The organism is Nitratireductor sp. StC3 (assembly GCF_003015025.1).
Lineage (GTDB): Bacteria > Pseudomonadota > Alphaproteobacteria > Rhizobiales > Rhizobiaceae > Mangrovimarina > Mangrovimarina alexandrii.
Genome location: NZ_PYBP01000001.1, coordinates 157,241 through 170,494, shown reverse-complemented (window position 1 = coordinate 170,494; position 13,254 = coordinate 157,241). Strand labels below are relative to the sequence as shown.

The window sequence follows — 13,254 nt, the reverse complement described above, 5'->3', positions numbered from 1 at the left end:
AAAGGCCGCCAGAGCGGCGGCCTTTTCAAATCCGGGTGCGGACAAAAATCAGCGCGAGTAGAACTCGACCACCAGATTGGGTTCCATCTGCACCGCGTAGGGTACGTCGGCGAGCTGGGGAACGCGGGTGAAGGTCGCCTTCATCTTCGAATGGTCGGCCTCGACATAATCCGGCACGTCGCGCTCGGCGAGCTGCACGGCTTCCAGCACCATGACGAGCTCGCGCGACTTCTCGCGCACCTCGATCACGTCGCCGGGCCGGCAACGATAGGACGGGATGTTGACCCGCCGGCCGTTCACCTTGACGTGGCCGTGGTTGATGAACTGGCGCGAGGCGAAGATCGTCGGCACGAACTTGGCCCGGTAGACCACCGCGTCGAGCCGCGACTCCAGAAGGCCGATCAGGTTTTCCGAGGTGTCGCCCTTGCGGCGGTTGGCCTCGTCATAGATGCGGCGGAACTGCTTTTCGGAGATATCGCCGTAATGGCCCTTGAGCTTCTGCTTGGCGCGCAGCTGGACGCCGAAATCCGACAGCTTGCCCTTGCGGCGCTGGCCATGCTGGCCGGGCCCGTATTCGCGGCGGTTGACCGGCGATTTCGGGCGGCCCCAGATATTTTCGCCGAGACGGCGGTCGAGTTTGTATTTGGACGATTCGCGTTTGCTCATCGCATTTCCTTTCACAACGTCGTGCCCGCAACGCCTGCGTTGCGGGCCAAGGAAACGCGCCCTCCTCTGGTCCCGTTTTCGGAACCTGACAGGGGTCTTGCGCACGCTGGAGCCAAGACACCCACGGGACACGTCATGGAAAACACCGGCTCTCGCGACCCGGTGTTGCGGCTAGCTAGGAGATCGGCGGCAGAAAGTCAACGCCCGCCGCGATGAACCGATTTGAGTGTCGCCAGCTCGGAGGTCTGCGTCGCCGCCGACTCGGCGGTCGCGCCGTTCTTCTTCGCCGCCGCTCCGGCCTGCTGGCGCACGAAGCGCTTGAAGATATAGCCCGTGCGTCCGTCATGCACGACCTGGCACCAGGCCTTGCACGCGACGATGCCCACCTTGGCGCCTTTGGGGATCACGGAAATGATCCCGGCACCGTTGGCGGGGCCGCGACGCATATTGACGGCGGTGGTGATGCGGCCGGTAGACTGCGCCGCCGGCGTGGCGGCCGGTGCAGACGCGCGCGGCTCGGACACTTCGCTCGCCTCGGCCGGGTTTTTCTCCTGCGTCTCGCCCGGCGGCTGGTCGCGTGGCTCCGGCTCGATCGTCAAGGCCGGCTTGGCGGCACCCGGCAGATAGGCGAGCGCGTCGGGCGCGGACACCTCGTCCGCGCGCGCGTCATCGCCGGCCAGCGCGGCGATCGCAGCCTTGGCGGCAACACCGCCGGTTGCGGCGGCCCAGCGCGGATTGTCCTTGGAAAGCGGTTCTTCGTCGGGCGCGGCCCGGGCACTGACGACCGGCGGCGTCTGCGCGCTGCCCTCGTCGGGCGCGATCGCGGCGGTCGTCCCGGCGTCCGCGTCGACGGCGGTTTCTTGTGGCGGCGCCGGCTTCACATCGGCCAGCGCCAATTTTCCGGGATAGGCGCCCGTATCGGCCGATGTCGGCTCGCCCGACATCGCGATAATGCCGACGGCAAGCCCGGCCCCGATCAAAACGGTGGCAAACAGCGCCGGCAGCGCAAGCCCTTTTTGCCCGCCAAATACGGGCTGGGACTGGAAAACGGTAATCGGTTCGTCAAAGGGAGACGGCGCGATAGGCCCGCCCCTGTCGGTGTCGTTCAAAGTGTAACGCGTCACTCTCCGGCCTCCACGCGAGATTCGCTCCGCTTACGCGGCGATCATCGTGCGCCCCCGCCAGTCTGGCATTTGCTCGCATCTGGTTGCGAGACGATCACGGTCCGATCCGCCGAACGGTCCGAACCGATAATCACTATCGACACAGAATGTGGCATTGATTTGATCATGCCAGGCCCGGTCGGGCCGAAGGCGACGCGTTCAGTCGCCTTTCTTGTCCGGAAGGCCCTTGCGGGCTGTCGAGGCGAGGTCTTCCAGCTCGGCTTCGCTCATCGTCTCGAACATCTCCTTCGACGCTCCGACCAGTTCGTCGGGCGCCATGTCGCCGCGTTTGGCGGCCAGTGCGGCCCCCGCCGCCTTCTGCTGTGCCTTCGATGTCGCCGGCATGGTATGTCTCCTTATGCTTGCGCAAGGACAATGCCCGCATCGCCCGCCCGGTTCCCGAAGCGGCTGGAAACGCCTTAGATCAGCGCCAGTCCGAAACCCTGGATCAGCCGGCGGATCGCCGGGTCCGGTTTGGCGGCGGTAAAGACGGCAGGGTCGGGCCCGGCCGGGACCCCGTTGCCCTCGCCGGGGCCCAGCAGCGAAACGGCGCGCCGGGCGATCGCCTCGGCCGGGTCGATCCAGTCGACCGGCCAAGGCGCGGTCTTGCGCATGCGGTTTGCCAGAAACGGGTAATGCGTGCAGGCGAGCACGACGATGTCGGTGCGCCGCCCGTCCATGTCCACGAAACAGGGCGCGATTTCGGCCCGCACGGCCTCCTCGTCGACAAAACCCTGCCGCAGATAGGTTTCGGCCAGCGCCGCGAGCCCGACGCTGCCGACGAGCCGGACGTGGCATCGCGAGGCCCATTGGGTGATCAGGTCGCGGGTATATTGGCGCTTGACCGTACCGGGCGTGGCCAGCACCGAAACCAGGCCCGAGCGCGTGCGCTCCGCCGCCGGCTTGATCGCCGGCACGGTGCCGACGAAGCGGCGTCCGGGATAGGCTTTGCGCAGGGCCTCGATCGCCAGCGTTGAGGCGGTATTGCAGGCAATAACCGAAATTTCGGGGTCGAATTTGGCCAAAAGTCGGCCGAACAAGCCGATAATATGGGTTTTCAGCGCCCGTTCCTCCCAATTTCCGTAGGGAAACGCCGCGTCGTCGGCGACATAGACGAAACGCCGGTCGGGCATCAGCACACGCGCCTCGCGCAGCACCGTCAGCCCGCCAATGCCGGAATCGAAGACCAGAACCGGCCGTTCAGCCATCCTCGCCCTCGCTCTTCGCCCCGCGTGTCCGGCGCGCCGGCGCGCCGCCGCCGCGCGGCTCGGTCGGCGAATATCTTTCAAGCGAGGAGATGACGCCGCGCAACAGCTTGATTTCGGCATCGGTGAAGGCTGGCCGGGTCAGGACGGAACGCAGGTTCGACACCATTTTGGGCCGCTTTTCCGCCGGCCGGAAATAGCCGCGCGCCGCCAGCGCCTCTTCCAGATGATCGAGGAAACTGTGCAGGGTGCGTTTTTGCGCCGGCTCCATCTGCGGGCCTGAAAACGCGGTCTGCGCCTCGCTGGCCAGGCCCGACTTCATCCATTCATACGACATCAGCAGCACCGCCTGGGCGATGTTGAGCGACGAAAAGGCCGGGTTGACCGGAAAGGTGACGATCTCGTCGGCCAGCGACACTTCCTCGTTCGACAAGCCAAATTTCTCGCGGCCGAACAAGATGCCGGTCCGCTGGCCGGCACGAAAGCGCGTTCGCAGGAACCGCGCGGCTTCCACCGGCGCGCGCACCGGCTTGAAGCCGTCGCGTGCCCTGGCCGTGGTGGCGTAGACGAAGCCGAGATCGGCAATCGCATCCTCGGTGGTGGCATGAACCGTGGTGCGCTCGATGACGTGGTCGGCCCGGCTCGCCGCCGCCCGCGCCTTGTCGCTCGGCCATCCGTCGCGCGGGTTGACCAGCCGCAGCTCCGCCAGGCCGAAATTGGCCATGGCGCGGGCCACCATGCCGATATTCTCGCCGAGCTGCGGCTCGACCAGGATGACGGCCGGCCCCTCGGCGATCAGCGGCCTGTCGCGATTGTCGTCGGCCATCGTCCCGGGCCCCGTTCGTGGATCAGAAAAATCGGTCAAATTGCGCGCGCGCAGCGTCCCTGCCATATTCGTCCGGCAAAGAGAAGCGTTTCGAGGAGGCCTGTCATGACAACGGTCCTCGCCGAGCGGGTGCGCGCCCTGATCGCCGACGATCCCAATACCGGCGAGATCCGCATGTTCGGCGGTATCTGCTTCACCTTGAACGGCCACATGCTGTGCGGAACGATGAAGGGCGGCGACGCCATGTTCCGGGTCGGTTCCGCGCAGGAGGCCGATGCCCTGTCGCGGCCCGGCGCCCGGCCGATGGATTTCACCGGGCGCCCGATGCGCGGCTTTGTCATCGTGTCGCAGGCCGGGCTTGCCGACGACCGGATGATCGGCGAGTGGATCGCGATCGCGACGCGTTTTGTCGGCGCGCTGCCGCCCAAGCCGAAAAAATAGCCGCATCCGGCCGCGGCCGGGCTCAGGCGGCGTCCGCCGCCAGAAACTCCGCGATCGCGCCGGCCACCCAGCCGGGCCTTTCGTGCAGGATCCAGTGGCCGCAATCCGCCGCGCGCCGGATTGTGGCGGCCTCGGCGTAACGGGCCAGCCCGTCGAGGCAGGCCGGTCTCAACGCCTCGTCCGCCTCGCCCCAGAGCACCAGATGCGGCATGCCGACCCGCATCGCCTCGTCGGGCAGGGACAGGATCGGGCTGTCGGGCGCCGGCGCGCCCGGTTCCGGCACGATGATCGGCGAGGCCCGATACCAGTTGAGCATCGCCGTCATCGCGCCCGGCTGCGACCAGGCGGCGATATAGCCGCGTTCCTCAGCCGACGTCATCCAGTGCGTGGTGGAAAAGCCGGCGATCATCTTCAAGGTGCGGCGATAATTGTCGGCCGCCATCCGCGCCTCCGCGCCGGGCGCGCGCAAGGTGTTGATATACTGGCTTGCCGCGCGCTGACCCTCATCCTCGAAGATCGCCCGCTGGAAGGCTGCCGGATGAACGCCGTTGGCGATCACCAGATGGCTGAGCCGCTCGGGCCGAAAAAAGGCGTAGGCATAGGCGACCGACGCCCCCCAGTCATGGCCGGCAAGCACGAATCGCCGCGTCGGCGACAGCGCGGCGGCCAGCCGGTCGAGATCGGCCACCATGTTGCGCACCCGGTAGGCCTCCACGCCTTCGGGCTTGGACGACAGGTTGAAACCGCGCTGGTCGGGGGCGACGAGATGATAATGCGCCGCCAGTTCGCCCATCACGTCGCGCCAGGCAGCCCAATATTCGGGAAAGCCGTGCAGGCAAACGATCAGCGGCCGGCCGCGCACGCCCATTTCGGCGCAATGCAGCCGGATATCGCCGGCGTCGAACTCGAAAAACCGTGTCTGACCCACCCTGGCCTCCGCTTGACGGACCAACGCAGGGTGGCCGCGCGTGCAGGCAATGGCAAGTTAGACTTTGGCGCGTTTGCGCGGGCGCAGGCGCTTTGATATAGGGGCCGCGACCCCTTTCCGATACGGGCGGCCGACCGGCCGCCGATCCCAGAAAACGAGGACTTTCCATGGCGAAGATCAAGGTGGACAACCCCGTCGTCGAACTTGACGGCGACGAGATGACCCGCATCATCTGGCAGTTCATCAAGGAAAAGCTGATCCACCCCTATCTCGACATCGATCTGAAATATTTCGATCTCGGGATCGAGCATCGCGACGCCACCGACGACCAGGTGACGGTCGACGCGGCCAATGCGATCAAGCAATACGGCGTCGGCGTCAAATGCGCCACCATCACGCCCGATGAGGCGCGCGTGGAAGAATTCGACCTCAAGCGCATGTATCGCTCGCCCAACGGCACGATCCGCAACATTCTCGGCGGCGTCATCTTCCGCGAGCCGATCATCGCCAAGAACGTGCCGCGCCTGGTGCCGGGCTGGACCAAGCCGGTCATCGTCGGCCGTCATGCGTTCGGCGACCAGTACCGCGCCACCGATTTCAAGTTCCCCAGCAAGGGCAAGCTGACGATCAAGTTCGTCGGCGACGACGGAGAGGTGATCGAGCACGAGGTCTTCGACGCGCCCTCCTCCGGCATCGCCATGGCGATGTACAATCTCGACGATTCGATCCGCGATTTCGCCCGCGCCTCGCTCAATTACGGCCTGCAGCGCGGCTACCCGGTCTATCTTTCGACCAAGAACACAATTTTGAAAGTCTATGACGGGCGTTTCAAGGATCTGTTCCAGGAGGTCTACGAGGCGGAGTTCGAGCAAAAGTTCAAGGATGCCAAGATCTGGTACGAGCACCGGCTGATCGACGACATGGTCGCCGCCAATCTGAAATGGTCGGGCGGTTATGTGTGGGCGTGCAAGAACTATGACGGCGACGTGCAGTCCGACACCGTGGCGCAGGGTTTTGGCTCGCTCGGCCTGATGACCTCGGTGCTGATGACCCCGGACGGCCAAACGGTCGAGGCGGAAGCCGCGCACGGCACGGTCACCCGCCACTATCGCCAGCACCAGAAGGGCGAGGAGACTTCGACCAACTCGATCGCCTCGATCTTCGCCTGGACGCGCGGGCTCGCCCATCGCGCCAAGCTCGACGACAACGCCAAACTGGCCGATTTCGCCGCGACGCTGGAAAAGGTCTGCGTGCAGACGGTCGAAGCCGGCTTCATGACCAAGGACCTGGCGCTGCTGATCGGCCCCGACCAGCCCTGGCTGTCGACCACCGGCTTCCTCGACAAGATCGACGAGAACCTGCAAAAGGCCATGGCCTAACCCTTGGCCGGCAAGCCGCACCTGTTCGGCGCCGACTACAGCGTCTATGTGCGCATAGCGCGGCTTGCCCTTCTCGAAAAAGGCGTCGACCACGAGCTGGTGCCGGTCGACATTTTCGCCGACGGCGGCGTGGCCGACTGGTATCTGGCCCACCACCCGTTCCGGCGCATTCCCGCCTTCGAGCATGGCGATCTGCGCCTGTTCGAGACCGCGGCGATCACCCGCTATGTCGACGAGGCGTTTTCCGGGCCGCCACTCCAGCCGCAGGATGCCGCCCGGCGAGCGGTGATGAACCAGATCATCGGCCTGCTCGACGCCTACGCCTATCGCGCCCTGGTATGGGGTGTTTACGTCGAGCGGGTTTCAAAACCCCAACAAGGAAAAATGCCCGACGAGGCGCTGATCGCGGCCTCACTGGAAACGGCGCGCACCTGCTTGTCGACCCTGACGCGGCTTCAGGACGGCCACGCCTTTCTCACCGGCGATGCGCCGAGCCTGGCCGATCTGCACGCCGCGCCGATCCTGGCCTATTTCACCCTGGCACCGGAGGGCGCCGCGCTGCTGGCCGATTATCCCGCGCTGGGTCGCTGGTGGACTGGCCTGACGGCCAGGCCCGCCTTTCGGGCCACCGAACCGACAGGCTGAGCGTCGCCGGCCGCCGGGGTTCCCGGACGTAACTGGCCCCCGTTCACCACCTGACCCGGTCCCCGCATGCGCTGGCCGCGCTCGAAAACACCGGATCGGGCCGGCTCAGCCGGCCATCGCCGCCTTGACCGCCTCGATCGCCGCCTGCGCCTTCGCGCCGTCGGGCCCGCCGGCCTGGGCCATGTCCGGCCGGCCGCCGCCGCCCTTGCCGCCGAGCGCGGCCGAGGCGACGCGCACCAGATCGACGGCGCTGAAGCGCGACGTCTGGTCTTCGGTGACGCCGACCACCACGCTCGCCTTGCCGTCCTCGCCCGTGCCGACGAAAACCACCACGCCCGAGCCGAGCGCGGTCTTGCCCTCGTCGGCCAGCGGCTTCAGCTCCTTCGGCGAAACGCCCTCCACCACACGGCCGATGAACCCGGTTCCGGCGACGCTTTCGGTTTCGCTTTCGGCCTGACCGCCGCCGCCGAGCGCGAGTTTCTTGCGCGCTTCGGCCAATTCGCGCTCGAGCCGGCGGCGCTCGTCGAGCAGGCTGTCCACCCGGGCCTCGACATCGGCCGGGGCCACTTTCAGCGCCGCCGCCACCGCCTTCAGCCGGCGTTCCTGGGTATCGAGATGGTGCCTGGCCGCCTCGCCGGTCAGCGCCTCGATGCGGCGCACGCCGGCGGCGACCGCGCCCTCCGACACGACGCGCACCAGCCCGATATCGCCGGTCGCCGCGACATGGGTGCCGCCGCACAATTCCACCGAATAGGTTTTTCCGGCTTTGTCGCCTTGGAGCGCGGTGCCCATCGACACCACGCGGACCTCGTCGCCGTATTTTTCGCCGAACAGCGCCATCGCGCCCTCGGCGATCGCGTCGTCGACCGCCATCAGCCGCGTGGTCACCGGCGCGTTCTGCACGACGATTTCATTGGCCATGCGCTCGATGCGCTCGATCTCGTCGGGCGAAATCGGCTTGGGATGCGAAAAGTCGAAACGCAACCGCTCCGGCGCCACCAGCGATCCCTTTTGCGCCACATGCGTGCCCAGCACCTCGCGCAGCGCCTCGTGGATGAGATGGGTGGCGGAATGATTGGCCCGGAGATGGGCGCGGCGGGCGTGATCGACATTGAGATGCACGATAGCGCCCGGCGCGACGGTGCCTCGCGCGACCCGGCCGACATGCACGATCAGCCCGTCGACCTTCTTTTGCGTGTCGGTAATTTCGATCTCGAACCCCTCGCCGGCAATCCGGCCGGTATCGCCGAGCTGGCCGCCGGATTCGCCGTAAAACGGCGTCTGGTTGACGACCACGGCGATCTCGTCGCCAGCCGCAGCCGCCTCGACGCGGGCGCCTTCGCGCACCAGCGCCCTTACAACGCCTTCCGCGCCCTCGCTGGCATAGCCCAGAAACTCGCTCGCCCCGACCTCCTCCTTGATCTGGAACCAGACCGTTTCGGTCGCCGCCTCGCCGGAACCGGACCACGAGGCGCGCGCCTCCGCCTTCTGGCGCTCCATGGCCGCGTTGAAGCCGTCGAGATCGACCGAAATGCCGCGCTGGCGCAACGCGTCCTGGGTCAGATCGAGCGGAAATCCATAGGTATCGTAGAGCTTGAACGCGGTTTCGCCGTCGAGCCGGTCGCCGTCGCCAAAACTGTCGGTCGCCTCCGACAGCAGCGTCAGGCCGCGCGCCAGCGTCTTGCGAAACCGAGTTTCCTCCAGCCTGAGCGTTTCGGTAATCAGCGCCTCGCCGCGCACCAGTTCGGGATAGGCCTGGCCCATCTCGCGGGTGAGCGCCGGCACCAGCTTCCACATCAGCGGATCGGCCGCGCCCAGAAGCTGGGCATGGCGCATGGCGCGGCGCATGATGCGGCGCAACACGTAGCCGCGACCCTCGTTCGACGGCAGCACGCCGTCGGCGATCAGAAAGCTCGCCGCGCGCAGATGATCGGCGATCACGCGATGGCTGGCCCGCGCCTTGCCCTCGGCCGGCACCCCGGTCGCCTCGACGGCGGCCGCGATCAATGCCCTGAACAGGTCGATGTCGTAATTGTCGTGCTTGCCCTGCAGCACGGCGGCCACCCGCTCCAGCCCCATGCCGGTGTCGATCGACGGACGCGGCAAGTCGACGCGCTCGTCCGCCGCCACCTGCTCGAACTGCATGAAGACCAGGTTCCAGATCTCGATGAAACGGTCGCCGTCCTCGTCGGGGCTGCCGGGCGGACCGCCGGGGATCGCCTCGCCGTGGTCGAAAAAAATCTCCGAACACGGACCGCACGGACCGGTATCGCCCATCGCCCAGAAATTGTCGCTGGTGGGGATGCGGATGATGCGCTCGTCCGGCAGGCCGGCGATCTTCTTCCACAGGTCGAAGGCCTGGTCGTCGGTGTGGTAGACGGTGACCAGGAGCCGGTCCTTGGCGAGCCCGAATTCCTTGGTGATCAGCGTCCAGGCGAGTTCGATGGCGACATCCTTGAAATAGTCGCCGAACGAGAAATTGCCGAGCATCTCGAAAAACGTGTGATGGCGCGCGGTATAGCCGACATTGTCGAGATCGTTGTGCTTGCCGCCGGCGCGCACGCATTTCTGCGCCGTCACCGCGCGGCTGTAGGGCCGCTGCTCGACGCCGGTAAAGACGTTCTTGAACTGGACCATGCCGGCATTGGTAAACATCAGCGTCGGGTCGTTGCGCGGCACCAGCGGCCCCGACGCCACGATCTCGTGTCCGTTCTTTTTGAAGAAATCGAGAAAAGCCGACCGTATCGCGTTGACGCCGCTCATGGATGTGCCTTCTTGAAAGCCGCCGGAAAACCCGGAATTTGCGAACCGGCTTCTTATCGCCCGCCCGGATGGCTGTCCAGAAACCGTTTTGCAGCCGGCCTTGCCGCCCCCCTCCCCGGCGCGCAATGGGCGGCCAGACGCCCGGCCGCCGCCATCCCACGCACAGGCCAGAAAAAGGCCGCCCCTGCCTGAGCCCGGGCGGCCTGTCGTCACGAACGGCCGGGGTCGCTCGGACCCCGGAAAAACTACATTTCCGCGGCGTCGCCGCCCTCGTCCTCGGGGCGGCCCTCGTCGAGGAATTTCTCCGCGATCAGACCGGCATTCTGGCGCAAAGCCAGCTCGATCTCGTCGGCCGTTTCGGGATTGTCGCGCAAAAACTGCTTGGCGTTTTCGCGACCCTGGCCGAGCCGCTGCGAATTGTAGGAGAACCAGGCGCCGGACTTCTCCACGATGCCCGACTTCACCCCGAGATCGATCAGTTCGCCGGTCTTCGACACGCCCTCGCCGTACATGATGTCGAACTCGACCTGCTTGAAGGGCGGCGCGAGCTTGTTTTTCACCACCTTGACCCGGGTCTGGTTGCCGGTGACCTCGTCGCGATCCTTGACCGCGCCGATGCGGCGAATGTCAAGCCGGACCGAGGCGTAGAATTTCAGCGCATTGCCGCCGGTTGTGGTTTCGGGCGAGCCGAACATGACGCCGATCTTCATGCGGATCTGGTTGATGAACACAACCATGGTGTTGGAGCGCGAGATCGAGGCGGTCAGCTTGCGCAGCGCCTGACTCATCAGCCGCGCCTGCAGGCCCGGCAGCGAATCGCCCATCTCGCCCTCGATCTCGGCGCGCGGCGTCAGGGCGGCGACCGAATCGACCACCAGCACATCGATCGCGCCCGAGCGCACCAGCGTGTCGCAGATCTCCAGCGCCTGCTCGCCGGTGTCGGGCTGCGAAATCAAAAGATTTTCCAGGTCGACGCCGAGCTTGCGGGCATAGACCGGATCGAGCGCGTGCTCGGCGTCGACGAAGGCGCAAATGCCGCCTTTGCGCTGCGCCTCGGCCACCGTGTGCAGCGCCAGCGTCGTCTTGCCCGAGCTTTCCGGTCCGTAAATCTCGATGATGCGGCCCTTGGGCAGGCCGCCGACGCCGAGCGCGATATCGAGCCCGAGCGAGCCGGTCGACACCGTCTCGATCTCGACCACCTGCTCGTTGCGGCCCAGCCGCATGATCGAGCCTTTGCCGAACGCGCGCTCGATCTGCGAAAGCGCCGCATCCAGAGCCTTGGATTTATCCACCGAATTGTCCTCAACCAGCCGCAATGAGTTCTGAGCCATGATACATTACCCTTCGATCGTCAATGAAGCCCGGTCGCTTCTTATTCCTGATTGATTTGTACCCGTTTTGTTCCATTTATGCAAGTTTGTAGATTTTATTTAAAATCAAAGCTTTGAGGGTTATGTTCTTTTTTCGTTCGGGATTCCACCACAGCGGATGTGCCCCGTTCAGACATGTAAAGAAGGTGGATGACGATGGCATTGAGTCGATTCATGATTGACGAATCTGGATTTAGGCGAGGTTCTCAGGCATCGTATGAAGTATGCCTGTTGACATCGCTCTTGGCTCAGGAGAGCCGTCTGTCGCGCTTCCGCTAATGGGGCTTTTCCGTCTGCTACTTCCGCCTGTTTTTGTTTTTGGAAGCCCCGTCCAGCGATCTAAGAATGAAACATGTTCATATTGGCATGTCCCGATTGGGATACGGCGCCGTTTTAAGATCGGACCAGGAGTTTTCCCGCGCGCAGGCGTTTTTCTTGATCGGTATGAGGGGCGAACGGTCGTTGAACGGATAAAATTAAGTTGGGGTGATGCGGTTTTTTCTGACACAGGCGACACGGCAACTTTGATGTCCGACGAGGGGCCTATCCTTGTACCGGTAGCAATTCGTCATGAGGGTGATGATAGAAACGGCTACCTTGTTGACATTAGGCATGTCAGGGGGCGCGAAAAACCATACCCGATACCCCCCGATAGGAAAAAAGTTAAATTTAAGATTAGAGTAAAGCGAGGGAATAAATCTATAAGTAGCCCTCACTTTTATATTTTGAGAGTTCCTGAGGGGGCGAGCAACGGACATTTCGTATGCGAAATTGAATATCAGGGGGATGGAGCGCAATGACGGCTGGCGCCTATGACCGCTTCGACCGTCTCCTAAAGGCTATGCTCACGCGTCCGCCTTTGGTCCGGGACGGGGGAAAGACTGCAAAAGCAGGTCCAGCATCAAATGCGGCTGCTTCCGAAGGTTCTGGCGGAACTCGAATTCCCAAAGATAGGTCTGGAGCCACTTCTTCGACACCGAAACGTAAGTCCCGCACATAGACCGCTTAACGTGCGACCAGAACGCTTCGATGTTGTTGGTGTGAACCTCGCCTGACACGTATTGCTTTTCAGCATGGTTGATTGTGCCGTGCTGATAGCCAAGTTCCGACAGCTCACGGAAGGCACCGGCTTCATCGGTAGCGATGCGCGAACCGGGGCGAACCCATTTGAAGATTGCGGGCAGGACGTGACGGCGGCCCTTACCGGGAAGAACGCGGGTAACGACTTCGCCGCCGCGTTCGATGATGCCAAGCACTACTGACTTGTCATCTTCGCCGCGCTTGTCATAGCCACCGAAGAAGGCCTTGTCGGCCTCGACAATGCCGCTACCGGGGCCGCCGAGGCTGTTGTCGCCATCGACATAGCCCATGTACTGGCGGATCAGGTTGCACATGCGCCAAGCGGTCTTGTACGTCACGCCGATGGTGCGCTGGACTTCCTTGGCGGACACGCCGTTGCGGGAAGTCGTGAACATGAACATGACGTGGAACCAGTCCCGCAGGGATGTGCGGGTGTTTTCGAACGGCGTCCCTGCAGTCGGATAGACCTGATAGCCGCAGAAATCGCATTCGTAGCAGCGGCGCGACCTCACGCGATGGAAGTTGGCGAGCCTGCCGCACTTGGCGCATTCGTGGCGCTTTCCGTAGCGGGTAGCCATCAGATGATCGAGGCACGAATCATCGTCGGGGAACTGTGCGAGGAAATCTTTGAGTGTCGGGGCTTTGGGTTTCTTGCTCATGCTCCGAATATAGGGATTCGCCCTACATGTTTCAAGGGGATACATTCGCACCACAGCGGATGTATCCCCTCTCCCACGGTTTTGCGGCCCCGTCCGAGGGTCGGCGGGGCCGATTCGGCCGGCCCCGTT

The 13,254-nt window shown here is 64.4% G+C and carries 12 protein-coding genes; 3 read left to right on the top strand and 9 right to left on the bottom strand.

Going from position 1 to position 13,254, the window contains the following annotated elements:
• Nucleotides 1-48: 48 nt before the first annotated feature.
• The 5 genes from rpsD to C7T96_RS00825 all read right to left on the bottom strand — a co-directional run bounded on the left by rpsD (nt 49) and on the right by C7T96_RS00825 (nt 3,860).
• Nucleotides 49-666 (bottom strand): 30S ribosomal protein S4, encoded by a 618-nt coding sequence (rpsD, locus tag C7T96_RS00845; protein WP_106569286.1) that lies wholly within the window; start codon nt 664-666, stop codon nt 49-51.
• 197 nt (nt 667-863) lie between these two features.
• The gene (locus tag C7T96_RS00840; RefSeq protein ID WP_146149120.1) at nt 864-1,790 is read right to left on the bottom strand and encodes an SH3 domain-containing protein; all 927 of its coding nucleotides are present in this window, start codon (nt 1,788-1,790) and stop codon (nt 864-866) included.
• A gap of 198 nt (nt 1,791-1,988) precedes the next feature.
• On the bottom strand, nt 1,989-2,174 hold the full coding sequence (locus tag C7T96_RS00835; protein ID WP_106569284.1) for a DUF3008 family protein: 186 nt from the start codon (nt 2,172-2,174) through the stop codon (nt 1,989-1,991).
• Nucleotides 2,175-2,248: 74 nt separating this feature from the next.
• Nucleotides 2,249-3,037 (bottom strand): glutamate racemase, encoded by a 789-nt coding sequence (gene murI / locus C7T96_RS00830; RefSeq protein WP_106569283.1) that lies wholly within the window; start codon nt 3,035-3,037, stop codon nt 2,249-2,251.
• Nucleotides 3,030-3,860 carry an RNA methyltransferase gene (locus C7T96_RS00825; RefSeq protein WP_106569925.1) on the bottom strand — a complete coding sequence of 277 codons (831 nt, stop codon included), beginning with the start codon at nt 3,858-3,860 and terminating at the stop codon, nt 3,030-3,032. The genes murI and C7T96_RS00825 overlap by 8 nt, the downstream gene beginning before the upstream one ends.
• A 105-nt stretch (nt 3,861-3,965) precedes the next feature.
• Between C7T96_RS00825 and C7T96_RS00820 the strand changes: the two genes are divergently transcribed.
• On the top strand, nt 3,966-4,301 hold the full coding sequence (locus tag C7T96_RS00820) for a TfoX/Sxy family protein (RefSeq protein WP_106569282.1): 336 nt from the start codon (nt 3,966-3,968) through the stop codon (nt 4,299-4,301).
• A 22-nt stretch (nt 4,302-4,323) separates the two neighbouring features.
• Here the strand turns inward: C7T96_RS00820 and C7T96_RS00815 are convergent, their stop codons facing one another.
• Nucleotides 4,324-5,229 (bottom strand): alpha/beta fold hydrolase, encoded by a 906-nt coding sequence (locus tag C7T96_RS00815; RefSeq protein WP_106569281.1) that lies wholly within the window; start codon nt 5,227-5,229, stop codon nt 4,324-4,326.
• 167 nt (nt 5,230-5,396) lie between these two features.
• Between C7T96_RS00815 and C7T96_RS00810 the strand changes: the two genes are divergently transcribed.
• Nucleotides 5,397-6,608, top strand: a complete 1,212-nt coding sequence (locus tag C7T96_RS00810; RefSeq protein ID WP_106569280.1) for an NADP-dependent isocitrate dehydrogenase — start codon at nt 5,397-5,399, stop codon at nt 6,606-6,608.
• Between the two features lie 3 nt (nt 6,609-6,611).
• Nucleotides 6,612-7,253 (top strand): glutathione S-transferase family protein, encoded by a 642-nt coding sequence (locus tag C7T96_RS00805; protein ID WP_106569279.1) that lies wholly within the window; start codon nt 6,612-6,614, stop codon nt 7,251-7,253.
• 105 nt (nt 7,254-7,358) lie between these two features.
• On the opposite strand, the gene alaS is transcribed toward C7T96_RS00805, so the two are convergent.
• The 3 genes from alaS to C7T96_RS00790 all read right to left on the bottom strand — a co-directional run bounded on the left by alaS (nt 7,359) and on the right by C7T96_RS00790 (nt 13,125).
• Entirely contained in the window at nt 7,359-10,016 is a 2,658-nt protein-coding gene (alaS, locus tag C7T96_RS00800) for an alanine--tRNA ligase (RefSeq protein WP_106569278.1), read from the bottom strand.
• Between the two features lie 245 nt (nt 10,017-10,261).
• Nucleotides 10,262-11,347: a recombinase RecA gene (gene recA, locus C7T96_RS00795; RefSeq protein ID WP_106569277.1), complete on the bottom strand. Its 1,086-nt coding sequence runs from the start codon at nt 11,345-11,347 to the stop codon at nt 10,262-10,264.
• Nucleotides 11,348-12,231: 884 nt separating this feature from the next.
• Complete coding sequence (locus tag C7T96_RS00790; protein WP_106569276.1) at nt 12,232-13,125, bottom strand: IS1595 family transposase; 894 nt, start codon at nt 13,123-13,125, stop codon at nt 12,232-12,234.
• Between the last annotated feature and the right edge of the window lie 129 nt (nt 13,126-13,254).